Origin of the sequence: Nostoc foliaceum FACHB-393 (genome assembly GCF_014698505.1) — a bacterium.
Lineage (GTDB): Bacteria > Cyanobacteriota > Cyanobacteriia > Cyanobacteriales > Nostocaceae > Nostoc > Nostoc foliaceum_A.
In genome coordinates, this window is the sequence record NZ_JACJTD010000010.1 from 11992 (window position 1) to 38170 (window position 26179).

The window sequence follows — 26179 nt, forward strand, 5'->3', positions numbered from 1 at the left end:
AGCGCTGTCCGAATCTAATGGGTTTTTACGTAATTGATGATTTTTTTAACACAACGATGGCTACAATCTAGAAAAACAAAATCCAAGAGTGTGGCAGATGCTCAGGCGGATATCGCAGTCGCTTAAAAGGTTTTTAAAGCGCCTCATTGCAAGTCAGCAGACTAGTTCTCTCAAGGGTGCGAGAGGACACAACCTGGTAGAGGTACTACCAGAACTAACCAATGCGGATCTGGAACAATTGTTTATCCAATTGTTAGAAGGCGTGCATCAAGCACGAGGACGACAGTGGGCATTGAGGTATCTGCAACGGCTCGAAAATCGGATTCCGGCTGAACGCTGGATAGACTGGTTAGTGATGTTTGGTGAAAGCTTGCTAGCTTCACCTACACCAAATTCTCTTTTAGCAACACAGATGCTGCAATTGGGGGAACTTGGTGTTGGCAGAATTGGAGACGTTGCTTATGACATTGGTATCCGACTGATGCAAAACTCACCTACACAGATAGAGTATGAGGAGAATCAGGCGCAAGATGTAATCGAAACTACACCTACTCCTGGGCAAGAACTGATCCGTGATTTGGGCGAACAGTTATGGGAGTATGATGAGCCAGATGTTGGAGAAACTACTCCTGGACAAGAACTGATCCGCAATTTGGGCGAGCAGTTATGGGAGTATGATGAGCCAGATGTCGTAGAAACTATAACTGATGAAGAAATTCTCCCAAGTTCCCCTGGACAAGAGCTAATCCGTAGCTTCGGTGAACAGTTATGGGAATATGATGTGCCAGATGTTGAGCCAATAACGTCAGCACCTCAAAATGCCTCTTTTGAGGAAAGATTGCCCGAAAACTTAGAGGAACTGGTATTAGAGTATGAACGGGAAGAGACCCAAGCCACAATATCAGAAAATGTCCCTCTCCCCGCTGCGGAAGATTCAATCACCTTGTTAACCCAACTGAGGTTCGAGGATGAAGAAGAAGTTGTTCAAATTACAACACCAGCAAATTTCCTTTCCACTAGACAAAGGACTGAATTAGCAACGTCTCCCTCAGTGGAAACCTGGGATAACACTCTGACGAATTTAGAGCCAAATGTAGCTAATACTCTAGATGAATTGTGGGTGAGGTTGGATCAAAGTACCAATTTAGTCCAGCAACTTGCTTCTAACTTGGCAGTTCAAAGTATTAATTCCCCCGGTATTATTGAGCGACATAGTGATCATCCGATTACCCATGCTCAAGGTTGGTTTTACCAAGGTCTTCAGCAAGCTAAAACAGGTGATTTGTTAGGCGCGATCGCATCTTATGACCAAGCCATTGAACTTCAACCAGAATTCTCAGAATATTGGTTTAACCGAGGCTTGACGCTGTTCCATTTAGAACGTTTTGATGAAGCGATCGCATCTTACGAAACAGCCACACAACTGAAACCCGACTTCTACAAAGCTTGGTACAACCGGGGTGGAACTCTCGGAGAATTAGGATACTTTGAAGAAGCGATCGCTTCTTTTGACAAAGCTATAGAAATTAAACCAGACTATCAAGAAGCTTGGTCTAGCAAGGGTTTAGCGCTACTGAAGTTAGGTTGGCTACCAGAAGCTATTGCGAGTTATGACCAAGCGCTGCATTTGGAACCAGAAGACCAGGAAAACTGGTATCACCGAGGTATAGCCCTGGCTGTAGGCGAACAATTTGCCGAGGCGATTATATCTTACGACAGAGCGCTAGAAATTGACTCAGAATATCATGAAGTTTGGATAGACCGGGGTGTAGTGCTATTTAATTTAGGAAAGTGGTCAGATGCGATCGCCTCCTGGGACAAAGCGCTGTCAGTTCAAGCCGACTTCTACTTAGCTTGGTACAACCGAGGTATAGCATTAGATAACTTAGGGCGTAGACAAGAAGCGATCGCCTCCTATCGCCAAGCGATCGCCATTAAACCCGACTTCCACTTAGCTTGGTATAATCAGGCAGTAGCACTGTTTTATTTAGAACAATTTGCCGAAGCGATCGCTTGTTATGATAACGCTTTGCAAATTAAACAAGATTATTGGGAAGCTTGGATTGGTCGGGGAACTGCGATCGGTAATTTAGTCAACTCTGACGCATTGCTGAATTTGTCGAGTAGTATCACAGTGACAAATCCCGCCTTACAACAGGGCGGCTACGAAGGAAAATTAGCCAGCTACGAGGAAGGGTTAAAACATCTACGGACAGATACCCACCCAGAAGGTTGGGGTAGATTGCATTTTGCGATCGCTAATACTTACTACGAGCAAGGCAAAAAACACACCAATACCCGCGATTATTGGCGCAAAGCCGCATCTGAGTACCATCAGGCACTGTTAACCCTTACACTAGAATATTTTCCCCAGTTGCACCTAGAGGTTTTACAATCTCTAAGCAAAGTGCTGATGGGGTTGGGACAAACAACACAAGTTCAAGAATTGCTGCAACGCGGTACAGAATTATTGCGACAATTATTGAGTGAAGAAACTCGCTCAGACGAAAGTAAAAAACAGCTAACTTTAAAATTTGCAGGCTTTGATCAATTGGCAGTTGATTTAGCCGTAGAGTCTGGTGATTTGGTAGAAGCGTGGGAAATTGCCGAACAAGGTAAAAATGCTTGTTTAAACTGGCTGCTTTATGGCTGGAATGATAATATTTACTCTCCTTATTATGGGGCAATTCAACAACTATTCAATCCCACAACAGCAATTATTTACTGGCATATTAGTCCAGTCGCTCTACACACATTTATTCTCAAAGACCAAGCTCCATCACCCATCCTCCTCTTTACACCCATGCAAGATACTGGGGTAATACCTTTAGGAGAAGACGCTATCCGTCTAAATGAATTGCCCCTACCCGAAGCAGTGCAACGCCTAATTGAATTTGAAGGTTGGCTAGAAGATTGGCATCAACAATACCAAGAATATCGCACCACGGCCCAAGACAAAGAAAGTAAAAGCCAGCATTCTTGGCGAGTTGATATGGAACAGAAGCTGTCACAGTTGTATGAAATTCTGAATATTTCCACAATTGCACAGGAACTCGAAGGCATCACCCAACTGGTTTTAATACCTCACCGTGACTTGTACAGATTGCCCATTCATACCCTTTTCCATCTTTCTTCGCCATCACCGGAAGAGTTGCCGAATGTAGAGTCAAATTTCACCGTCACTTATCTACCTAGCGCCCAAGTAGGTTTATCAATAAAAACTGAAGATATTTGGCAGTGGCAAAATCAGTTATTGCTCAGTGTTGAACATCCTGATAATACAGCTTCCCCCGCACTTAAATTTGCCAAACTTGAGTCGGAAGTTGTTAGCCAGATGTTCAATAACATCCAACGAATTCAGGGGTTAGAAGCTACAAAAAATATTGTCGGAAATGCCTTATTTGATAATTACAATATCTTTCATTTTACGGGTCGTGTTACTAATAATTTAGCTGAACCTAAAAAGTCAGAATTAGCATTAGCAGGTGAAGATAAACTTACTCTAGATGAAATCTGTCAACACAATCTAGCAAGTTACAACCTTATTACTCTCTCTGCCTGTGACAATTTAAATACTAGCAACCACACTATTAGCAGTGAATATGTGAGTTTAGTCAGTGGTTTTGTGAGTCAAGGTGTTCCTCATGTAGTAAGTACTCTTTGGAGTGTAGAATCTTCAGCTAGTGCCTTGGTCATGATAGAATTCTACCGACGATTACAGCCCAACAAATCAGCAGTTACTGCCTTAGCTGAAGCAACACGATGGCTAAAAGAACTAACTGCTGGAGAACTGACAAAATGGTATGAAGATGTTTTGAATAATCTGCATCCTGAGGAAGTTAGAATTCAAACTTATTTAGCAACACAACTATACAGAAATAGCAAAATGGCATCAGATAAAAATCTTTATAATCATCCTTACTACTGGGCAGCATTCATGATTACAGGTAAGCCGAATTAATCGTTTGAAACTTGTCAAAATAATTTTTAATTTATAATTCGTAATGCGTTTGTTGAACCTAATCTAACTCCCGTCGTCCTTCTAATGCCCTTGCTAGGGTCACTTCGTCGGCGTACTCTAAATCACCACCTACAGGCAAACCAAAGGCGATCCGCGTCACCTTGGTAAATGGTTTCAGTAGCTGACCGATATACAGTGTTGTTGTCTCCCCTTCTACACTCGGACTAATTGCGAGAATTACTTCTTGAGGTTTTTGCTGACTCACCCGCCGCTGCAAAGCCAGAATAGTCAACTGTTCTGGCCCAATTCCATCAATTGGAGAAATCACCCCACCTAAAACGTGATATTTCCCTTTGTACTCGCGGGTTTTTTCCAGCGCAATCACATCACGAGGATCTGCTACGACACAGATAGTGTTGTTGTCACGGTTGGCATTGCGGCAGATTTCACAAACAGGTTCAGCGGATAAGTGAAAGCAAACAGAACACAAGCCTATCTGTTTCTTTGCCTCAATCAACGCCTGTGCCAAAGCTTCTACCTCTGCTTCTGGTCGCTTCAAAATATGCAAAGCCAGTCGTTGGGCAGATTTAGGACCAACTCCCGGTAGGCGTTGCAATTGCTCAATTAACCGTGCTAAAGGACGTGCGTAAACCGTTGTCTTATCTCCAGGATGTTTTCACTTTAACTATGATGACATTTTTTGGGTGCTTCCATCTCTCTAGAATGGCTTGGCTGGTAGAAATAACAATCCCACGGCCTCAAGCAGTGGGAGCATCAAATAAATATTTATTGATTATAACAGTGAGTTTTTTAGTGATGAATCGCGTCTATAGACACAATTCATCCGGTTTTATCAACCAGGGGGCCAGTCTAACTGCCGTCCTCCCAAAATATGCAAATGTAAGTGGTAGACCGTCTGACCACCATCATCACCAGTGTTGATAACAACTCGATAACCACTTTTCAGCCCAGCAACTTCTGCAACACGTTTGGCGGTTAACAAAAGATGTCCCAACAGAGCATGATCTTGAGATTCAGCATCAGCTAGTGTGGGAATGGGTTTTTTGGGAATGACAAGGATGTGAACGGGCGCTTGGGGGTGGACATCTTTGAATGCCAGGGCCAAATTATCCTCATAAACAATATCAGCGGGAATTTCCCGACGAATGATTTTGCTGAAAATCGTTTCAGTAGCTTCACTCATACTTAATCAACCTACTCATCTGCTAAAGATTTTAAAATTTTACTGTAGTGACTTGATCTTCTACCCAACAAAATACTCCTTAGTTATGATAAAGTCTTGCATAGAAACATTAGTCCCACCCCAGCATAGAGACAAAATCACAATCTCTCACTCGACAATAGAGTGGATTTTTCATGTTTAGAAATTTGCATATTTTGTGTAGCAGTGCTTTGGAGGTTTACGTGAAACAGTCAAAATACTATTTTATTGTTTTTATCATTATTATCATTAGCATATTTTTGCGTTTCTGTTTGTTGCAAAATCAAAGTCTTTGGTTTGATGAAGGTTGGAGTTTAGCTTTATCTAATCGTACAACCTTTCAAGAGAATCTCGCCGCAATTGTAAATCGAGAAGCTGGTGACAAATACCAACCGCTTTATTATTTGGTATTGTTTTATTGGCGTTCGGCTTTTGGAGATAGTGAATTTGCTATTCGCTCGCTCTCAGCCTTGTTGGGAGTCGGCTCAGTAATTGCCGTATTCTTTACTAGCCTACGTGTTTATGGAAAAAAACATGCCTTATGGTCATCCATGCTCCTAGCAGTTAGTTCTTTCAGCGTATTTTACAGCCAAGATGCCAGACCTTATGCATTATTAATATTTATAGCATCACTTCAAATATATTTTTTTAGTTATGCAATGAGTGTAAATAAGAGTAATAAAATTATTTCACAATTGCTTTTTGCTATCTTTACTGCCATAGGAAGTTGTGGCAGTATTTTGTCAATAATCTTTAGCTCATCTATTTTTGTGTCCCATGCTATTGTTTATAGAAACTTAAAAGAATTAGCTAAATGGTGGATAGCTCCAGTAATTTTTTCCTCCCCAATGATTTGGTTCTATTTATCTTCATCGGCTGTATCTGATCCAACGGCTACTGATGTTACTCGGACTGGATTACCTATAGTTCAAAACATTATGTTTGTGATCTACGGTATATTAGTCGGTACATCCTATGGGCCACCAATGGATAAATTACGCGATGAGGAAAAGATAAATGTTTTACTTAGTTACTGGCCTCTTTTACTAGTATTTATTATTGTCAGTACTGTGATTTTTATAGCTTTATTAAAAAGCTTATTAATACCCCGTAAAAGAAAAAGATATCAACAGGCTGATTACTTTTTCACATCAGTTTTGTTCACATCATTTTTACTAAGCTTTCTGTTTGCTTTGGCGACCAAAATTAATTGGCTACCACGGCACTCTTTTTATCTATGTATACCACTTGTAATTCTGATCCCATCAGCTTTTTTACATAATTACCAGCATAAAAATAAATTTTTTATAGCTCCTAAACTTACAAAGTTGGCTACAGTTTCTTTGTTAATTATGAATGTTTATTCAAATTTTCAATACTATTTAAATCCAGCTTATGCAAAAGATGACTACCGTTCGGCTGTTCGCTACCTTCTAAAAAATAGAAATGAATCCGCAAAATCTGTATTGTTATATGGACAGCCTAGATTACTCCGATATTATGGAGATTCATCAACTACATATCTTACAAAAACTGTGAAAGGAAAAAATATGGCAGAAAAAGTTAGTATTTTGACCAAAAATGCAGATACAGTTTTTGTGGTAGTTAATCGTGAATTTGATTGGGAACTCAAAGATGTTTTTAAAAAAGAAATGAGTTATTTATATAAATTGGAAGATCAGGCTGATTGGCCTTATATGAAAATATATCGATTCACAAAGAAGAAGTAAAAAAATTTTAGATGATATTCTGCCTCGTTAAGTGTAGGTGTAGAAGAGAGTGAGAAGCGTAGGTGCAGACATAACTTGCTTTAAATTTTGCAAATCGGACAGTAAGCTTAACCTACAATAATGGTGTTATATCTTTGTAGCTCAAAATTTTAATCAACTACGAAGGCTTAAAAAAATCACAAAGCCCATTGTAACACAACCGTATTTGATGGCTAAATCAATTGTTTCAACAAAACGGTTCAGCAGCCAGTTAATTGACTGGTTGCTTGAAGAAGATCGACGAGAGAAGGAAGGGCCTTACCGCAAGGAAGAACCACATCGCCAGCATTCTTGGTGGCAGGTGATGTGCTTGACTGGTGTAGATTATTTCTCTACTCTTGGCTATCAACCTGGAATTGCAGCACTGGCGGCTGGCGCTCTTTCTCCTCTAGCTACCCTGATTCTGGTTTTGCTGACGCTCTTTGGAGCATTGCCAATCTATCGACGCATTGCTGCCGAAAGCCCTCATGGTGAAGGGTCGATTGCAATGTTAGAGCGTTTGCTGCCTTGGTGGCAAGGCAAATTACTTGTGCTTTGCTTACTCGGCTTTGTGGCAACTGACTTTATTATTACCATTACCTTGTCAGCTGCTGATGCCACAGCTCATATCATCGAAAATCCACTGGCTCCAAATTGGCTTCACAATCAAACGATCGCAATCACCCTAATATTAGTTGCATTACTAGGCGCAGTTTTCTTAAGAGGTTTCCGGGAAGCGATTGGTATTGCAGTCGTTTTGGTGGGAGTTTATCTGCTGTTAAACTTTATTGTCGTTAGCGTCGGTCTGTATCAGATTGTAACTCACCCTGGAGCGATCGCTAACTGGCGGACTGCACTTTTTACCCGTCATTCTAATCCTTTGATACTAATCGGCATTGCTCTCTTCATATTCCCCAAATTAGCGCTGGGATTGTCAGGTTTTGAGACTGGTGTAACCGTTATGCCCCTGGTAAGAGGTAGCAGCAACGACACCCCACACCATCTCAGAGGGCGGATTCGGAATACACGCAAGCTGCTCACCACTGCTGCTCTGATTATGAGCTTCTTTTTGCTGACCACCAGCTTTATAACCACTTTACTGATTCCAGCCGCAGAATTTGCATCTGGGGGCAAAGCCAATGGACGGGCCCTTGCTTACCTTGCACATCAGTCTTTAGGCAATGGTTTTGGCACAATTTACGATCTAAGTACTATTTCCATTTTGTGGTTTGCAGGTGCATCTGCAATGGCAGGGCTGCTGAATATCGTGCCTCGCTACCTACCACGCTATGGTATGGCACCCAATTGGGCACGAGCAACGCGACCTTTAGTGTTAGTCTACACAGCGATCGCTTTTGTTGTCACAATTATTTTCAGAGCAAATGTGGAAGCCCAAGGTGGGGCTTATGCAACTGGTGTGCTTGTGTTAATCACCTCAGCCGCCTTTGCCGTTACCTTATCAGCCCACCGTCACCGAGAAAAGCGGGCAAGACTCGTTTTTGGAATTATCACACTGTTATTTTTATACACCACTATTGTCAATATTATCGAAAGACCAGAAGGGATTAGGATTGCTGGGTTTTTCATCGGTGCGATCATTTTTACCTCGCTGGTTTCTCGTGTTTGGCGTTCAACAGAACTGCGAGCAGAGCGGATCGAAGTTGATGAACTTGCTGGCCAATTCCTTGCTGAAGAGAGTCAAGGAGCAATACGGCTAATAGCTAATCGATTGAATGCGGGCGATGTCCAAGAGTATTTTTTAAAAGAGAAAGAGGTGCGTGAGGACAACCATATTCCAGCTAACGATCCAATTCTATTTCTAGAAATTATGGTATCAGATGCTTCGGAGTTTGCGGATGTGATCAAAGTAAAAGGGGTGCAAGTTGGTGATTATCGCATCTTGCGGGCTGAGAGTGCAGCAGTCCCCAATGCGATCGCGGCTTTACTGCTCTATATTCGTGACCAAACAGGTAAGATTCCCCATGCCTACTTCGGCTGGGTTGAGGGCAATCCCATACAATACTTACTGCGTTTTATCTTGTTTGGAGAGGGTGATATTGCTGTAGTCACCCGTGAAGTACTCCGTCGGGCAGAAAAGAATCCTCAGAGGCGGCCTGGCGTTCATGTCGGGGGTTGAGTAAGCATCTTGAATGGTTAAAGAGGACAATGACATATATCTCCGCAAAAACCCTTACATTGCAAGATTTTCTCTCTCAATACCGAGATAATCCCCGCTATGAATTGGCTGATGGAGAATTAATTGACATGGAACCCACTGGCCCACACGAAACGGTAAGTGGCAAACTTGCAACCCAAATTGGTATCTACCTTATTGCAGAACAACTCCCCTGGTTTATTCCTCGCACTTGTTTAATTTATCCCTTTGCAGATGCAGCTACAGTTCGTCGTCCTGATATCGTAGCTCTCGATGAAACCGTTCTCAACCGTGAACCCGTAATTACTCTTGGACGCTCAATTAAACTGGTGGTGGAAGTCGTTAGCACCAACTGGGAAACTGATTATGCGCGGAAAGTTGAAGAATATGCACTTTTAGGCATTCCCGAATATTGGATTGTGGATTATCGAGGATTGGGCGGTGTAGCATTTATTGGTAAACCCAAACAACCTACTTTCACTGTTTGCCAACTAGTTGAAGACACTTATACTCAACAACAATACCGACTAAACCAATCAATTAATTCACCGCTTTTGCCCAGTCTTCAACTTCGCTTAGATGATATTCTGCCTCGTTAAGTGTAGAAGAAAATTGAGATGCATCACTGAACAGCCCGTCGCAGACATCGCCTGTTCTAAGCAACTTTTTCAAGATGCAAAACGGATAAACGCGGCATTGGCTTTTGAGGATCTGACTAACATTAGTATATCTTCAGTATATCTTCCTGGCTATCGTAGACGTTTCCTATAGGACTAGTATTTGATTTTTGAAAAGATACGTAGGGTGCGTTAGCGACAGCGTAACGCACCATTCTTAAGGCTTTGGTGCGTTACGGCTTACGCCTAACACACCATACAAATACTTAGATTTTTTCAGAAATCAAATATGATTCCTATAGTATTACTTACTTGGCTTCACACTTACCTATTCAGCGATCGCTCAGTTCGCTTAATTCTGTCTGTGAAAAAACGTTAGCTTTCAAAGCGGATGGTTGTCCCGTCTTCCGCGATGGAAGCGATCGCTTACAGAAACTTGTAGCAAAGCTATAAATGGGTGGGTAGTGGAGCAAGCGGCACAAGCAGGAATGTTGATATTTCCTGGCCATAAGTGGGATAGTTAACGCTACAGTTGAGTGAAATAATATCACATAAGCTGAGATAGCCAATAATAGCGCCTGGATTTGACTCTGTTTCATTATCAGGAGCAAAGCGCGATTCTCCTGTGGAAAGGCTGCGCGATCGCGTGCAGAATATTTACAAGTGTTGCCTAAAATTATGGATAATTCCCCAGTGGTCGCTCAAGCAGATGCATCCTTAGCAAATTACACTCAGGAAAGTATACATCTAGTGGAGTCAGCAGTTGGATTGAATTCACCACCGAAGGAAAAAATAGGAAGTGACTTTGACTCTCGCATGATGCTGCGGTGTTTAGAACTTGCTCGCCGCGCTTTAGGACGTACTTCGCCAAATCCGCTAGTGGGAGCAGTGATTGTCAAGGATGGCGAGATTGTCGGCGAAGGGTTTCATCCTCGTGCAGGTGAGCCTCATGCAGAAGTGTTTGCCTTGAGGGCAGCAGGCGTTGGCGCAGCCTCTCCCCAGGAGAATCGCGCCCGTGGTGCAACAATTTATGTCAGCCTAGAACCTTGCAATCACTACGGACGGACTCCCCCATGTTCAGAAGGATTGATCCAAGCAGGGGTGGCAAAAGTGGTAGTGGGTATGGTTGACCCCAATCCACTGGTAGCTGGAGGTGGTATTGCCCGTTTACGTGCGGCGGGGATCGAAGTGTTGGTAGGAGTAGAAGAGTCTGCTTGTCATCAGCTAAATGAAGCTTTTGTGCATCGCATTCTCTACAAGCGACCTTTGGGAATTTTAAAGTATGCCATGACTTTAGACGGCAAAATTGCTACCACCTCCGGTCACAGCGCCTGGGTGACAAGCCAAGAAGCCCGCAATGAAGTACATCAGTTGCGGGCGGCTTGCGATGCAATAATTGTTGGTGGTAATACAGTCCGACAAGATAATCCTTACTTAACCACCCGTCAGGTGGAGGCACATAATCCCCTGCGGGTGGTAATGAGCCGCCATCTCAACTTACCGGAAAGTGCCCATCTCTGGCAAACTGCGGATGCTCCAACTTTGGTGTTAACAGAGAAGGGTGCTAATCCCGACTTCCAAGAACTGTTGCTCAAGCAGGGGGTGGAGGTGGTGGAATTAACATTACTTACACCAGATAAGGCAATGGCGTACTTGTATGAGCGGGGTTTTTGTAGCGTCTTGTGGGAATGTGGTGGTACCTTAGCTGCTAGTGCGATCGCTCAAGGAGCAGTGCAAAAAGTTTTAGCATTTATTGCCCCGAAAATCATTGGTGGTAGCATTGCTCCCACACCGGTGGGCGATTTAGGTTTTACTACCATGACTGAGGCGTTGTCTCTAGAACGGGTTAGTTGGCGTGTAGTAGGCTCTGACTGTTTAGTAGAAGGTTATTTCCCCCAAAAAGCAAATAGTCAATAGTAATAACACTTGACTATCAATCAATTCATCGTGATATTGCTCATAAACACTGACGTTCATGAGCCATATCACGTATAAGGGCTAGCCGAGATTGAATGTAGTGGCATAGAAAATCAGTTTCGTTAGAATCTAACAACACTTGCGTTTCGGTTTGTTTTACTAACCACTGCACCAAGCTAGCATCATCCAGTTGTAAGAGGAGCTTGGCTTGGGCAGTTTCAACCACTGACCAAAGCTGACGCATGATTGTAGGAGTCATCAGACCTCAATTGAATAATTAGCTTCGCTGTCTTCAGATTACACAATTACGATCGCACTTTACGATATGAATGTAGAAGCTGAGACAAGTATTATTAAAAACTTAATAATGGTATTTATAACTTTATGAAGATTAAGAATTGAAAACTTAGTTTAAAAAATGCGTATTCGGCATGGGTCGCGGCATGGGAAGGATATATTTTCATTGCTTTAGTTGCAAAACCTAGAAAACAAATCCACTAATTCTAAAAACTGGCTTTTTGTGCTTGTTAAGACCGAAATTGTCTTGATTGTAGCCCAATAAAGTCAGTTTTTTAATGACTATATTGAATCCTCAATTTGTCTTATAGGATACAAAAAATCTCACTTTTGAGACCAATGTTTAACAGGAAATTAACACCTTTTACCTGTAGATGGACTCACAAAATCATGTAAGTTTGCATCCCAAATGCTAATGTAAATAAAATTACATTCTTGGCGGATAATCTGACCCTTAACTGAGCCATTCTTAAAACTAAAATTATCAGATTGGCGCTGTTGTACCTGTTTGAGTCCCTGCTTAATTTCTTCAGTGGCTTGTCCATCTAACAATCCATTCAAGGTAGCCTCCATTAACTGTGGGTCTACCGATTGGGCAAAAGATACTTCAGTTTGACGCAGCACTTTAGAATTACGATCAAATAAGTAACCAAGGTCAATTTTGTTTGGCACTAGTTTGTAAACGACAGCACGGGTATTGCCCCATGCACCTCTTAAATCTCGATTTGGTTTGCCGAGGGTAGCTTCTACGGCGCTTCTTGGTGTACCTGTAGGAAAAGCGGGAACGTTTTGGCTACTAGGGGGCTGATCGTTGTTTTGTGGTGCTGAAGGCGCTTCTGGTGTAGGAGATGCAGGAGATGCAATATTTTCTGGTTCTGGCTGTGGTGTGGATACTGCTACTGGTGCTGGAGTATCTGAAATTACAGGCTCTTTTTCTGGCTGTGGTATGGATACTGGGGGATTAAAGGTTGGCAGAGGATCGGGAATTACTGGCTGTCGTCGTCGTGAGGTCGGTATAACTGGAACTGGAGAAGTCTGGGAAGAAATGGGCGGTTTGGTAGATGTGGGAGTCGGAGAAAATTCTGGCGATGGCGTGGGACTTGTAGCAATGTTTGTTTCTGGTTGTTCTTGACGAGTGATGCCAGAAATTGCTACTGCACCAAGCAAGCCGCCTATCAGCAAACTACCAACAATCACAGCAGGTTTTTGCCAGTTTCCAGGGGATGCGATACCTTCTCTACGAGAGGCTACGCCAACGGTGAGCTTCGCTAACGTAGAATTCTTTTGCGGGGAATATAATGGCTGGGTTTGTCGAGTTGATGTAGCAGTGGCAGAAAAACTGACTGTGGAATTATTTGCACCTAACTCAGGAGGTATATTATTAGTAGATTGCAAGGCATGTAGCATTTTACTGGCAGTGCTGTAGCGATCGCCAGCATGAGGCTTAATTGCTTGATTGAGTACCGCTGCAAATTGAGAAGAGACATTAGGGGCGTGCTGCTGCCAAAGTATTTCCCCAGTTTTGAGATCGGTTAGTAGTTCTTGCGGGTGTTTGCCAGTCAGCAGATAAATCGCCGTTAAACCTAAGCTGTAGATATCAGTGCCGTAAACTGGGCGGCCAACGGCTTGTTCACTTGGCATATACCCCGGCGTACCAATGACGAGCGATCGCGTGGGGTATCCTGGAGAATTAACCACTGAACGGATTGTTTCTTTGACTGCGCCAAAATCAATCAAAACTGGTTTGCCATCAACAGAACGGAGAATAATGTTCTCAGGCTTGATATCCCGGTGAATAATGCCTTTGCTATGGACATAATCTAAAACTGAAAGCAGACTCAAGAGAATTTGCCGAACAGCAGTTTCACTCTCGAATCCTTTGGATTCAACAATTTTGGTCAGGGTTTGGCCGTGAATCCATTCTTGGACGAGGTAAAATTGCCCATTCTCAGAAAAGTAGGCGTAGAGTTTAGGGATTTGGTTACTACTTTCACCCAAATACTCCAAGGTTGCGGCTTCCCGTTCAAACCGTTGTTGGATAAGCTGGTAATTTTGCGGGTCATTATTGGTTATCGGTTTTAGCTGCTTGATTACACAGCGACGGCGAGAAGGCATATGGACATCTTCCGCCAGAAAGGTTTCGCCAAACCCACCAGCACCGATTACCTGGATAACTTGATAGCGATTGTTTAGCAGGGTTATTGTCATGAAAAATTACAAGCGTAGACACCGGAGACATTCAGCCTCTGGGCTTGTCGTCAGACATCGCCCTTTCCAAATGTACATCAAGATAAGTTCATGAGTTATGCACACTAAATTGAAAACGCCATCCGTTCCCAATAGTTTATGGGTAAAGTGATGGCGTAAATACCTTTAGCGTAGGCGTAGCCCGTCGTAGACATCGCTTTTTTGGATGGAGAGATTACTTAATTAAACCTCACCAAGGCGGCGGGAAGCCCACTTCTTCTTGACGAGACGCTGTGCGAACAAGGGGTGTTCGGGATAGCCGCCCCGCCGCCGTTAACTATTAACTGTTAACTGATGACTACTTAATCAAAACTCTATTTCTGACACTTTTTGCGGTGACTGTACTAAGTAAACTCTATAGTCTCAACAAACTCTAAAATACTCTCCTTGATGTCTTCGGCTTCTTCTTCAAGGGAATCGGGAGTTTCGCCGTTGATAAAGCTGTGCTGACTACTAACTATATACAAAAATTCACCACTGATAAAGGTGAGCAGCCCCCGGTAAGCGTCTAATCTGATAGCAGTTCCATTATTTTCTTGCTTAGAAATCGTTGAACCTTTGGGCATATCGATTAACACGTAGTAAGCGCCTCGCAAAGTATCTTCCAGATATTCGGTATACTCCACAGAAGCATCTGGTACATTGACAAAAATCGCTTGGGGTACATACTTGTCTACTAAGATTGTTTGTAAATATTCTTCTTGTCCAACAGACTCAAGTTCCTCTAACTGTTCTAGAGGGAAAGGATAATAATCGATTCTTAGCAAAGTACCGATATCATCGGAAAAGCCAACTACTCCTTCCTGGCTTTGAATTCTACCGCCCTGCTGCGGATCAACCGGAATCGGCACGGTAAAATTACCTAAAGGGGATTCATAGGTCTGTTGACTAAAATCTTCTATGACTACTGTCTCATCTTCGTCGTCTGTATATTCTTCTTCTGCTTCTTTAAAGGCTGCAATTACCTCCTTAATGATTTCCTCTGCCTCTTCATCCTCCAGTTCTAAGGCTGCTTGTAGCTTTTTGAGGTAGGCTTGTTTTGATTTGGGGATGGCGAGTTCATCGTCTAAAAGCACTATCACCCCAGCGGCAAAACCATCCAGCACTAATTCATCTGAGAGAGATACTTTGGCGACATTAAATAGGGGCCCAATTCCCTCTTCTTCTACAATGCCTATGAGTCTATCAACTATTTCGGCGATTTCATCTTCTGAGTATTCCTCGAAAACCTCGAATTCCCAAAGGATACCCGCTAAACTTTCTGCATCAACATCTTCAATGGATGAATCAGCGATCGCAGTGACAGTTGCGATCGCCGCCACCGCTTCCTCTGGACTTAACGATTCCTCTGATGTCTTTGGTGAGTTAAAAACCTTGTCATACTTGGTCATAAATGCTACCTCAATTAATTGCTTTATAGTAATAACAGATTGAAAGTGACAATGGTCAGTTTACCAATGGAGCGAATCTTCTAGAGAAAAAGTTGGCTAATACGTGGTTTACTCAGTATTTCTCAGGTGTAACCAAACCTTGTTGACAGCTAATCTCCAGCGCTAATTCAGTCTTGCTGTAATCCGACTTTACAAACTGCTGACTTTACGTATCATGATTTGATACATACTCCGAAGCGATGGCGATATTTTTGTAAAAACTTGAATCTAACCAGTAACTTTCGTGTCCTTGGTCTTCCCAGGATGCCTGATATTTCATTTCAATGTTGTCCAGGTTTTTATAGTAATTCAAATGACCCCTATTCGAGTCTTTCAGATGGTAGTAATTAACCCAACAAATTTGATCGAGTTTCCATCCCATTGGGTTATTAACTAGCTATTGACTTTACAGTGCAAATTCTAGTTTCACACAGAAGGAGTTAAGGTTTTATAAAATATGTTATCGAATATACGCTTAAATACGAGATAAACTCAGTATTTGCCGTAGATCACATTTACTATGTAATGTAAATTTTTGTGACGAGGCAATTAATACAAGTAGACATAATTAAACATAAAATAAAATCCTAGTTCGTAGTCAGCGATTAATCGCTTAAAACAAGAATTATCAGCACTAAATTCCTTACTCCATACTTTAATTTATTTACACCCAGCTACTTACCGTTAATTGCTACTATATTTTTTTATTTTTATCCTCTAACAAATGAATTATATCTATCGGCATAATTATAAACTAGCTAGCGATAGATACCTACACCGTGGGCAGGATGTCACAATACCGACGTTATCTGTAGTGACACACAATACTCGAAACGTTGTACTGTTGGTTCTACAAGTGTGAATTACATAAAATTTTGAGTTTTTTTTATGATAAAAACCCCTCCATCCCAGTTTTCACCAGATCAATACAAAGTTGATTCTGCACAAGAAAAAGTAGAAGCTCTAATAGAAACACCACCATCAGATACGGAGATTGACTTAGAGTTTCTTTACACCAGAGATATTGAATTTCGTCAGGAAACCATTTATTTTCTTGTTGTTGATCGCTTTCATGATGGCGATCCACATAATAGTGAAGGTGCAAACTCAGAACTGCACGATCCAACTAGACAAGATTGGGGTAAGTACTGGGGTGGCGACTTGCAAGGTGTCATCGATAAACTGGACTATCTCAAAAACATGGGAGTGACAGCTATTTGGCTAACTCCACTGTTTGAGCAGGTTGAAGAGTTATTTGTTGGTAATGCAGCGCTACATGGCTATTGGACAAAAGACTTTAAGCGGATTAACCCTCGCTATATTGCTGATGGAGAGAACCCTTCATTAAACGCTACCCAAGAAGAAAAAAATACGACTTTTGATCGGTTAATTACAGAACTGCACAAGCGGAATATGAAGCTGGTGCTGGATATTGTCTGCAACCATAGCAGCCCTGACACCAGCGGTAGCAAAGGCGAATTGTATGATGATGGAGTCAAAATTGCTGATTTTAATGATGATGTCAATCATTGGTATCACCACTATGGCGAAGTGCAAAACTGGGAAGACGACTGGCAAGTACAGAACTGTGAGTTAGCTGGTCTAGCAACCTTTAATGAAAACAATACTGAATATCGTCAGTATATCAAATCAGCAATTAAACAATGGCTAGACCGGGGTGTGGACGCACTACGGGTAGATACTGTCAAGCACATGCCTATCTGGTTTTGGCAAGAATTCACTGGCGAGATGACCAATCACAAACCAGATGTATTTATTTTTGGTGAATGGATCTACAGTAATCCTAGTGACGATCGCTCGGTGGAATTTGTTAACCACTCAGGCATGACACTGCTAGACTTTGGGTTGTGCGTGGCAATTAGAGCCGCACTAGCGCAAGGTTCAGAAAATGGATTCCACACAATTCAATACATTTTTGACCAAGATTATCGCTACAACGGGGCAACAGAGTTAGTTACCTTCATTGATAATCATGATATGTCTCGCTTCCAATCGCTGAACCCCGATCCAGCGATGTTGAAGGTTGCGATCGCCTTAATTATGACCTGTCGCGGCATTCCCTGCATCTATTACGGTACAGAACAATATCTGCATGACGATACCGATGGCGGTAACGACCCGTATAATCGCCCGATGATGGAAAATTGGGATACTGAAAGTGAGATTTATCGTTGCATCCGGCTACTGTCTGGCTTACGGCGACTAAATCCAGCTGTGTCAATGGGTAGCCACTGGCAAAAATACCTAACACCAGATATTTACTGTTATGTACGCCGCTATCGTGACTCTGTGTGTTTTGTAGCTTTAAACCGGGGAGCAGAAGTTACTCTCCCAGAAGTAGAAACAGAATTGCCCGATGGAGAACATACTTGCGTAGTGACTCGCAATAAGTATGAAGTCAAAGATGGCAAGATTTATGACCTAGTACTAGAAGAACGGGGAGTGCTTGTTTTCAGCCACGTTGGGGAACGGATCAAAGCACAGACAATTGTGCGCGTGCAACTCAATGGCGTGGATACCCAACCCGGCGAAACTATTGTGGTAACAGGAGATTGCCCAGAGTTGGGTAACTGGGATATCAGCAAAGCATATCCTTTAGAGTACATCAACTCGAATACCTGGTCTGCCGAGATTCCTTTTGATGAGAGTACTGGTAAGCTGATTGCTTATAAATATGCCATGTGGCGCGAAGGGCGATCGCCTCTGCGCGAAAACTTGGTAAATCGCCGCTGGGTAATTGCCAAAGAAGGTACTGTCAAATGGCGTGATACTTGGGCATCGGGAAGAGAATCGTAGAAATTTCAGATAAAAAATGAAGTGTGAAGGAGCAAAATTTTCATCCTTCGCATTTCATTGTTTGGGAATTGATAGCGCTTCTTATACTCAGTGGTCAGCCACTTTATCTTTATGGATGCAATACTCTAATTTCTAAATGCTTCTTCAATATATTTTAGTTTATAGTGATCTGGATCACATCATTTTGTGAGCAACAACAGATAATATCAAGCAGATAAACACCTTCAAACTGTCAAAAGTATGAGCAAAAGGACTCTAACTTTTACAGGATAAAACAATGAATGATACCTTTATAAGCACTAAACTCACCAGATTTTAATACTTACCAGGTCATCTAAAAAAGTTAGAAAAAGGTAAATGGTAATGTATGACCTCTTACTCAAAAATCAATTAAGCGCCCCAAAAAAAGTAGAATTTAAAAATGAAATTTTGGCACGAGTTCAAGATAGAACTCCAGAACCTTTAAATGATGAAATAAATTTTTATAAAACTGAATTACTTCCCTATTTTATCAAGTTGAGTCAACAGAATCCTGTTTTCAGCGTTACAGAGCAACTACGGCTTTTAGTGGGTGTTTGGACACCAATCTGGTCTACCATATCATTTCATGAAAGTTTACCCAAAAGAATACAAGAACAGTCCTTCCAAATTTTCCAGCATGATGGTTACTGTGCAAGTATAGCTCGCTATATACTGGGGAAAGAGCCGTCTTTATGCCATGATTTTCAATCAAGATTACCAGCTTATGATTTCATGGTGCTCCAAAAATATGGAGTTCAAAATGGTAAATGGCATCTTAAAAACATTGATAGATTTCAGGCTTTTAAAAATAGAGAAGTTCCTCTAACTTTAGAATCAGTCTACAACTGGTTTACTAATGTAGTTAACACGAAAGTCAAACTGAATACGTTAAAATTGGCTTTACCTAAAGCTCTCGAATTAGAAAATATAGAGATAAATCATACAAATGATTTAAAAAAAGCATCCTTAACAACTTCTCAAGTGTTTGAGCATTTATATATAGATCATGACTGGCGACTTGTAAAAACTCAAACAGATGCCTCACATCTACCTAGTTACACAATTTCTGTGAAGAGATAATAAGAGGTTATTTATAAAGTAAAAATAAAATTACCCTAGTGGTATGGCAAGGCTAAAATAGTGTCACAGCTAAAAAATCGTAATAAAAATTTAGCCCGAAAAAATTTATAAATAGCCTCTAAGCAATATGAATGAATGGTACAAAGAAGACCTTGCATTTATTCATGACGACGGTTTCCGTGACTTCGCTCTCAAATCTGCTCCTGGTATCCTAGAAATTTTGGCTCAAAACAAAATATATGATGGATTAGTGGTTGACTTGGGTTGCGGTAGCGGATTATGGGCGCAAGAACTCACCAAGGCTCATTATCATGTTCTCGGAGTTGATATTTCTGAGTCGATGATTAATATTGCACGAACAAGAGTGTCAGATGCCGAATTTCGGATCGATTCACTATTCAACACAGATATTCCACCGTGCAATGCTGTCACATCAATTGGTGAATGCTTCAGCTACTTGTTTGATCCAAACAACGATCACCAAATTCTTGTTCAGCTTTTCCAGCGCATATATAATGTCTTAACTCCTGGGGGTATATTCATATTCGACATTGCAACAACAGGACAAGTCGCGCAGGGAACCACAACTAAGGGCTTCACCGAAGGAGAAGGCTGGGTAGTATTAGTTGAAAAGGAAGAGGATCAAGAGCAAACAACTTTGACTCGTCGAATTACCAGTTTCCGCAAGGTAGGGGAACACTACAGACGATCTGACGAAGTACACTGTCTGCGAGTATACCAAGTGACAACTGTTGAAAGTGAACTCCAGCGCGTAGGCTTTAGAGTTGAAACGGCTTATAGTTACGGGCAATACCTTCTGCCAAAAGGTCATGTAGCATTCATTGCACGCAAATTATGTGAATAAATACTTGAATCAAATCCAATCTCTAATTTTTTTTGCTATGGTGATCCCAAAGGAATTGTTAAGTACTTATGAGGTGTCAATCAAGTGACTAGTCGATTACCTTGTATATTAAAATACAAATACATAGAGATATTTTCTCTATAAAGTGGATCTGTTTTGTTACTTATTCGGTTGGGCAATACGCGCTTCAATATCTTCCAATGTTTGTAACAATAGACGACTTGCCTGCAATTGCCAACCCCATTTCTGAATTCTAAAAGCTAATACAGTTCCAACTATAGCTGCTAACAAACCTATGGGTTGGTTTAAAGAAATTCCGAATAACAAACCCAATCCAGCAATTCCCCAAAATGGTAAGGCAGCTGTTTGTCTTTGTTCTTCCACAATTTGAGCAATCATATTAGAAGATTGCTTAGTGGCAAGTAATGCCTCTTTTACTTGCCGCTGTTCGGCTGCCGATACTGATAAACCTATTTTGCGCCGTAGTTTTTCAATTTTGCGGGCATCAGTGCTGTACTCAGTTAGCTCATCTTCTGCCATTTTCAGAAGTCGTTCTAGTTGCGCCATTGTGCATTGCATCCTGTATTACGATACAGCCATTATCCCGAATAATTGTTATTTATGGACTATAGATTTGTATTTAATTGCACAATCCAAAATCAGGCCACTAACTGTAATATCTAAAATTGAATATGGGAAAAATATACTAGCGGTTACCCACTGTCAAACTGAGTATAAAGTTAAAAGGTAATACTTATGACTACAGTATCTAAAAGCACATTATCTCAATCTTCTCAAGAGCGATCGCTCATCTTGTGGTTTGATGAAGTTGGTATTGCTGATATCCCCGTAGTTGGTGGTAAAAATGCCTCACTGGGGGAAATGATTCAACAGCTAACGCCCAAAGGGATTAACGTTCCCACAGGATTTGCCACCACTGCTTATGCTTATCGTTATTTCATTCAATCAGCCGGCTTAGAAGCAAAGCTACGCAAACTCTTTGCTGACTTGGATGTTGAGGATGTCAAAAATTTACGAGAACGGGGAAAAAAAGCGCGATCGCTATTAATCCACACCCCATTTCCTTTAGAATTGCGGGAGGCGATCGCTAAAGCTTACCAGAGCTTGTGTGAACGATATAACGCAGAGACAGATGTTGCAGTCCGTTCCAGCGCCACCGCTGAAGACCTCCCCGATGCTAGTTTTGCTGGACAGCAAGAAACTTACCTCAACGTTGTCGGCGCTGAAGGAGTTTTAGCAGCTTGTCATAAATGCTTTGCTTCCATATTTACCGATCGCGCTATTTCTTATCGTCACGCCAAGGGATTTGATCACTTTAGCATTGCTCTGGCTGTGGGCGTGCAAAAAATGGTGCGTTCTGACTTAGCAACCTCTGGGGTGATGTTCTCTATTGACACAGAAACCGGATTTAAGGATGCTGCACTGATTACAGCCGCCTACGGTTTAGGAGAAAATGTTGTTCAGGGGTCTGTAAATCCCGATGAATATTATGTTTTTAAACCAACTTTAAAAGCAGGCTTTCGCCCAATTATCGATAAAAAATTGGGTAGTAAAGAACTGAAAATGATTTATGATGACGGCTCCAAATTTACGAAAAATGTTTCTGTTTCATCCAGTGAAAGAAGTAAATTTGCCCTGAATGATGAAGAGATTTTACAACTAGCAAATTGGGCATGTTTAATTGAAGACCATTATTCTCAAGTCCACGGTATTTTCACTCCAATGGATATTGAGTGGGCAAAAGATGGAATTACTAACCAACTTTTTATTGTGCAAGCGCGTCCCGAAACCGTCCAGTCGCAGAAGACGGGAAATGTGTTGCGGAGTTATCGGTTGCTATTGGGGAATAAGGAAAAATCTTCCCACTCTCCACTCCCACTTATTACGGGACGTGCGATTGGGGAAGCGATTAGTCAAGGGAAAGCCCGCCTAATTTTAGATGTTCAAAAACTCGAACAGTTCCAAGTCGGGGAAGTTTTGGTGACAGAGAGAACTGACCCCGATTGGGAACCGATTATGAAACGCGCCAGTGCAATTGTTACCAACTCTGGAGGTCGCACGTGTCACGCAGCAATTATTGCGCGAGAATTGGGTGTACCTGCGATCGTCGGATGCGGCAATGCTACAGAAATCCTGAAACCTGGTCAAGAGGTGACGATTTCTTGCGCTGAAGGCGAAGAAGGAAAAGTTTATGCAGGTTTATTACCTTTTGAAGTGAAAGAAGTCCCTTTAGATAATTTACCCCGCACCCGCACTCAAATTTTAATGAATGTGGGTAATCCTCAAGAGGCATTGAGTTTATCTGCAATTCCCAATGATGGAGTAGGTTTAGCGCGGACAGAATTTATCATCGCTAACCAAATTCAAATTCATCCAATGGCGCTGATTCACTATGACTTATTAAAAGATGAATTTGTCAAAGCTAAAATTGCTGACATTACCGCACTTTACGACGATAAACCCCAGTATTTTGTAGATAAATTAGCCCAAGGCATAGGTAGAATTGCAGCAGCATTTTATCCCAAACCAGTGATTGTCCGAACATCAGATTTTAAAAGTAATGAATATGCCAACTTGTTAGGTGGGCGACAGTTTGAACCCCATGAAGAAAACCCAATGCTGGGTTGGCGGGGGGCGGCACGTTACTATGATGAAGGCTACAGAGAAGCTTTTGCCCTAGAATGTCATGCTATCAAGCGGGTACGGGAAGAAATGGGCTTGACGAATGTTATCCCGATGATTCCCTTTTGCCGTACTCCCGATGAGGGGCGTTTGGTTTTAGCAGAGATGGCAAAAAATGGTTTAAAGCAAGGTGTTAACGACTTGCAGGTTTATGTAATGTGCGAGTTGCCTAATAATGTGATTATGGCTGAGGAGTTTGCTGAGGTATTTGATGGCTTCTCCATTGGTTCTAATGACCTAACTCAGTTGACACTGGGGTTAGACAGGGATTCGGCATTAGTGGCACAGTTATTTGATGAACGCAGTCAAGGTGTAAAGCGAATGGTAAAAATGGCGATAGAAGCGGCGAAAAAATGCGATCGCAAAATCGGCATTTGTGGACAAGCACCCAGTGATTACCCAGAATTTGCTCAGTTTTTGGTTGAACAAGGAATTGACTCGATTAGTCTCAATCCAGATTCGGTTTTAAAGACGATGCTAGAAGTTGCAAAAGTCGAGGGTACTAATTTGTAATTGGTAATTCGAGTAATTTATGCCAGTTAGAGACCGTTACGACGAAAAATATCCAAAGCGGGAGGTTGAGGAACTGCGGAAAGATTCAGAATTGGCGTAGTTTACCGCCGCAGACATCGCATAACCAACGGTAGTTGAACTTCTGGATAACTGCCCATTGCATAGCGATCGCCATATTTTCTTTGTGTTATTGTCTACAAAACTTTTGACTCCTCAACCATAAGTATCTTAGTATTTTGCAGAATGGCGATTTAGTTTAGCCAAAAGCAAGATGACAAATCTGTTGGAAACAGAACGCTTGATTATTCGCAGTTGGATACCCGAACGCGATGCCGAGCAAGCCTTTGTAATTTACAGTGACCCCAAAGTTACGCACTTTCTTGGTAAAGCTTCTCTGGTTATAAGTGTTGAGTCACAGCGTCAGCGTTTGATTGACAATATCGAGCGTTCGCACCGACGCAACAATGGTACTGGGTCTTGGGCAATTGTCGAAAAGGAAACTACAACAATTGTGGGAACTATCCTTCTCAAACAATTGCCCGACAAAGATGGTTTACCCACTCAAGATTATGAGGTAGGCTGGCACTTAAGGCGAGCTTCTTGGGGTAAAGGGTATGCAACAGAAGCAGGACAAGTTATGCTCAACTACGGCTTTAGTGTTTTGAACTTGCCACTGATTTATGCCGTAGTGAAGCCAGAAAATCATGCTTCAATCCGTGTAACTCAAAGACTGGGTATGAAACCAATAGGGCGAACAAACAAGTATTACGGTATTGAACTACTCCTGTTTCAACTAGATTCACCTGAAAAGTGTAGGGAAAACAAGGGATCAGAGCGGCAGAGAATAGGGGACAATAACTCTTGACTAATGCCCAATGCCTAATGACTAATAACTCTTGACTAATGAATAAAAAGTGGTTCCGAATTGGGATGGTGAGTGTATTTGTTCTCTCACTTGCCTTACGGTTTTGGGGACTGGAGCGATTCAACACTCTGGTATTTGATGAAGTTTACTTTGCAAAATTCGGTAATAATTATCTCACGCATACGCCATTTTTTAATGCTCATCCGCCGCTAAGTCAATATATGATTGGCATCGGCATTTGGATTGGCAGTCATATTCCTTTTTGGCACGATACGGTAAATGGATTGACAGGTTCATTGCGATCGCCTTGGACTTATCGGTGGTTCAATGCCCTTACTGGCTCATTTATCCCTTTAGTTGTGGCTGCGATCGCTTATCAATTAAGTTATCGTCGTAGCTTTGCAATCCTAGCAGGTTTGTTCACAGCTTGTGATGGCATCTTTTTAGTTGAGTCTCGCTATGCTTTAAGTAATATTTATATCGTCATCTTTGGTTTGTTAGGTCACTGGTTTTTATTATTGGCATTAGATAACCAAAACCGACAACGTTATTTTTGGTTAGTTTTTGCTGGCATTAGTTTTGGTGCGTCAGTTGGTACTAAGTGGAATGGTTTATGGTTCCTGTCAGGTGCTTATCTCATTTGGATAGCAGCTTGGGTAGTTCATTCAATCCATTCTTTTTCTAACTCGAAACTCTTTATTACATCCCCTTCATTGAAGGAGGCAGGAGGCAGGAGCCAGGAGGAGGCAGAAGGTAGGAGGCAAGAAGTAGGAGTTAGTACTTATTCTTCCTTATCTTTCTCATCTCAGACACCACTACAAAACTTAACTCAGCTAAATATTTTTCACATGCTGTTTTATCTAGGAATTATCCCAGCTTTGATTTACAGCATCATCTGGATTCCTCACCTTCAGCTAGATAAAACATACGGATTTATTGCAGTACATCAGCAAATTTTGAAGTTTCACTTACAGTTAGGTGGCAATAGTCCTAACGTGCATCCTTACTGTGCTGCCTGGTATAAATGGCCATTGATGACTCGACCAATGGCATATTATTATCAAACGGCTGAAAGCATCACCGAACCGTTACCTGTGATGGGGCCGCCTTTACCTGCGGGTGTTGGACAAGTTATTTATGATGTCCATGCAATGGGCAATCCATTTTTGTGGTGGTTTGGTGTCGCTGCCATGTTGTTTTTAGTAGGAATGCTGGTGTCACAAGCCGTAATTCCTTGGGTGAAAGAAAAGCGTTTTTCTATGCCTGCAACTCTTAGTGTTGATACTTGGATTGCCTTGTATTTAGTTATAAATTACGCTGCTAACTTATTACCTTGGGTGAAGGTAACAAGGTGCGTTTTTATCTACCACTATATGTGTGCAGTCGTATTTGTATTTTTAGCGATCGCTTGGTTTGTAGATCAATGTCTTCGCAGTTATTATCAACAACTCCGGGCGTTAGGTGTCACCATTACTTTTATCATTCTGGTTGCTTTTATTTTCTGGATGCCCGTTTATTTAGGTTTACCACTTTCCCCTGATGGTTATAAGCTGCGAATGTGGTTCAACTCTTGGATTTGATTAAAGGAGCATTGGTAGCCATCGGTACATAATTAAGGGTTCGCCCGTGCCATTCTCCTCAACTGAGTTCAGGAATTTCTCAAGCTGTTTAGTACTTTCAGATGCATTTGCCCTTCTCCAATCTGAATCCTAACAAAATTT

General features: G+C 41.8%; 18 protein-coding genes. 12 read left to right on the top strand and 6 right to left on the bottom strand.

The genetic code is table 11. The features are described 5' to 3' along the window. Positions 1-97: 97 nt before the first annotated feature. On the top strand, positions 98-3961 hold the full coding sequence (locus H6G92_RS10810; protein ID WP_190893657.1) for a CHAT domain-containing protein: 3864 nt from the start codon (positions 98-100) through the stop codon (positions 3959-3961). A 58-nt stretch (positions 3962-4019) separates the two neighbouring features. On the opposite strand, the gene recR is transcribed toward H6G92_RS10810, so the two are convergent. Then, a complete protein-coding gene (recR, locus tag H6G92_RS10815) occupies positions 4020-4577 on the bottom strand; it encodes a recombination mediator RecR (protein WP_199344772.1) in 558 nt (185 codons plus the stop codon). 237 nt (positions 4578-4814) lie between these two features. Then, a complete protein-coding gene (locus tag H6G92_RS10820) occupies positions 4815-5165 on the bottom strand; it encodes a histidine triad nucleotide-binding protein (protein ID WP_190893660.1) in 351 nt (116 codons plus the stop codon). 221 nt (positions 5166-5386) lie between these two features. Between H6G92_RS10820 and H6G92_RS10825 the strand changes: the two genes are divergently transcribed. The 5 genes from H6G92_RS10825 (at position 5387) to ribD (ending at position 11620) form a co-directional block, all read left to right on the top strand. After that, a complete protein-coding gene (locus H6G92_RS10825) occupies positions 5387-6913 on the top strand; it encodes a glycosyltransferase family 39 protein (RefSeq protein WP_190893662.1) in 1527 nt (508 codons plus the stop codon). Positions 6914-7121: 208 nt separating this feature from the next. Next, positions 7122-9068: an amino acid transporter gene (locus H6G92_RS10830; protein ID WP_190893664.1), complete on the top strand. Its 1947-nt coding sequence runs from the start codon at positions 7122-7124 to the stop codon at positions 9066-9068. Positions 9069-9097: 29 nt separating this feature from the next. Next, positions 9098-9685 (top strand): Uma2 family endonuclease, encoded by a 588-nt coding sequence (locus H6G92_RS10835; protein ID WP_190893666.1) that lies wholly within the window; start codon positions 9098-9100, stop codon positions 9683-9685. 330 nt (positions 9686-10015) lie between these two features. Further along, a complete protein-coding gene (locus H6G92_RS39085; protein ID WP_190971463.1) occupies positions 10016-10156 on the top strand; it encodes a hypothetical protein in 141 nt (46 codons plus the stop codon). A 225-nt stretch (positions 10157-10381) separates the two neighbouring features. Further along, a complete protein-coding gene (gene ribD / locus H6G92_RS10845) occupies positions 10382-11620 on the top strand; it encodes a bifunctional diaminohydroxyphosphoribosylaminopyrimidine deaminase/5-amino-6-(5-phosphoribosylamino)uracil reductase RibD (protein WP_190893670.1) in 1239 nt (412 codons plus the stop codon). A gap of 40 nt (positions 11621-11660) precedes the next feature. On the opposite strand, the gene H6G92_RS10850 is transcribed toward ribD, so the two are convergent. The 3 genes from H6G92_RS10850 to H6G92_RS10860 all read right to left on the bottom strand — a co-directional run bounded on the left by H6G92_RS10850 (position 11661) and on the right by H6G92_RS10860 (position 15555). Next, positions 11661-11879, bottom strand: a complete 219-nt coding sequence (locus H6G92_RS10850; protein ID WP_190893672.1) for a hypothetical protein — start codon at positions 11877-11879, stop codon at positions 11661-11663. A gap of 392 nt (positions 11880-12271) precedes the next feature. Beyond that, positions 12272-14125, bottom strand: coding sequence for a serine/threonine-protein kinase (locus tag H6G92_RS10855; protein WP_190893674.1), 1854 nt, complete (start codon positions 14123-14125; stop codon positions 12272-12274). A 383-nt stretch (positions 14126-14508) separates the two neighbouring features. Further along, positions 14509-15555, bottom strand: a complete 1047-nt coding sequence (locus H6G92_RS10860; RefSeq protein ID WP_190893677.1) for a hypothetical protein — start codon at positions 15553-15555, stop codon at positions 14509-14511. Positions 15556-16482: 927 nt separating this feature from the next. On the opposite strand from H6G92_RS10860, the gene H6G92_RS10865 reads away from it, so the two are divergent. The 3 genes from H6G92_RS10865 (at position 16483) to H6G92_RS10875 (ending at position 20377) form a co-directional block, all read left to right on the top strand. After that, complete coding sequence (locus H6G92_RS10865; RefSeq protein WP_190893679.1) at positions 16483-18411, top strand: alpha-amylase family glycosyl hydrolase; 1929 nt, start codon at positions 16483-16485, stop codon at positions 18409-18411. Positions 18412-18774: 363 nt separating this feature from the next. Further along, positions 18775-19512, top strand: coding sequence for a hypothetical protein (locus H6G92_RS10870; protein ID WP_190893681.1), 738 nt, complete (start codon positions 18775-18777; stop codon positions 19510-19512). Between the two features lie 127 nt (positions 19513-19639). Next, positions 19640-20377, top strand: coding sequence for a class I SAM-dependent DNA methyltransferase (locus H6G92_RS10875; protein ID WP_190893683.1), 738 nt, complete (start codon positions 19640-19642; stop codon positions 20375-20377). Positions 20378-20536: 159 nt separating this feature from the next. On the opposite strand, the gene H6G92_RS10880 is transcribed toward H6G92_RS10875, so the two are convergent. Further along, the gene (locus H6G92_RS10880) at positions 20537-20944 is read right to left on the bottom strand and encodes a hypothetical protein (protein ID WP_190893685.1); all 408 of its coding nucleotides are present in this window, start codon (positions 20942-20944) and stop codon (positions 20537-20539) included. Positions 20945-21133: 189 nt separating this feature from the next. Between H6G92_RS10880 and ppsA the strand changes: the two genes are divergently transcribed. The 3 genes from ppsA to H6G92_RS10895 all read left to right on the top strand — a co-directional run bounded on the left by ppsA (position 21134) and on the right by H6G92_RS10895 (position 26038). Continuing rightward, complete coding sequence (ppsA, locus tag H6G92_RS10885; RefSeq protein ID WP_190893686.1) at positions 21134-23593, top strand: phosphoenolpyruvate synthase; 2460 nt, start codon at positions 21134-21136, stop codon at positions 23591-23593. A 271-nt stretch (positions 23594-23864) separates the two neighbouring features. Further along, complete coding sequence (locus H6G92_RS10890; protein WP_190893688.1) at positions 23865-24458, top strand: GNAT family N-acetyltransferase; 594 nt, start codon at positions 23865-23867, stop codon at positions 24456-24458. Positions 24459-24496: 38 nt separating this feature from the next. Beyond that, a complete protein-coding gene (locus tag H6G92_RS10895; protein WP_190893690.1) occupies positions 24497-26038 on the top strand; it encodes a dolichyl-phosphate-mannose--protein mannosyltransferase in 1542 nt (513 codons plus the stop codon). The last annotated feature ends 141 nt before the right edge of the window (positions 26039-26179 follow it).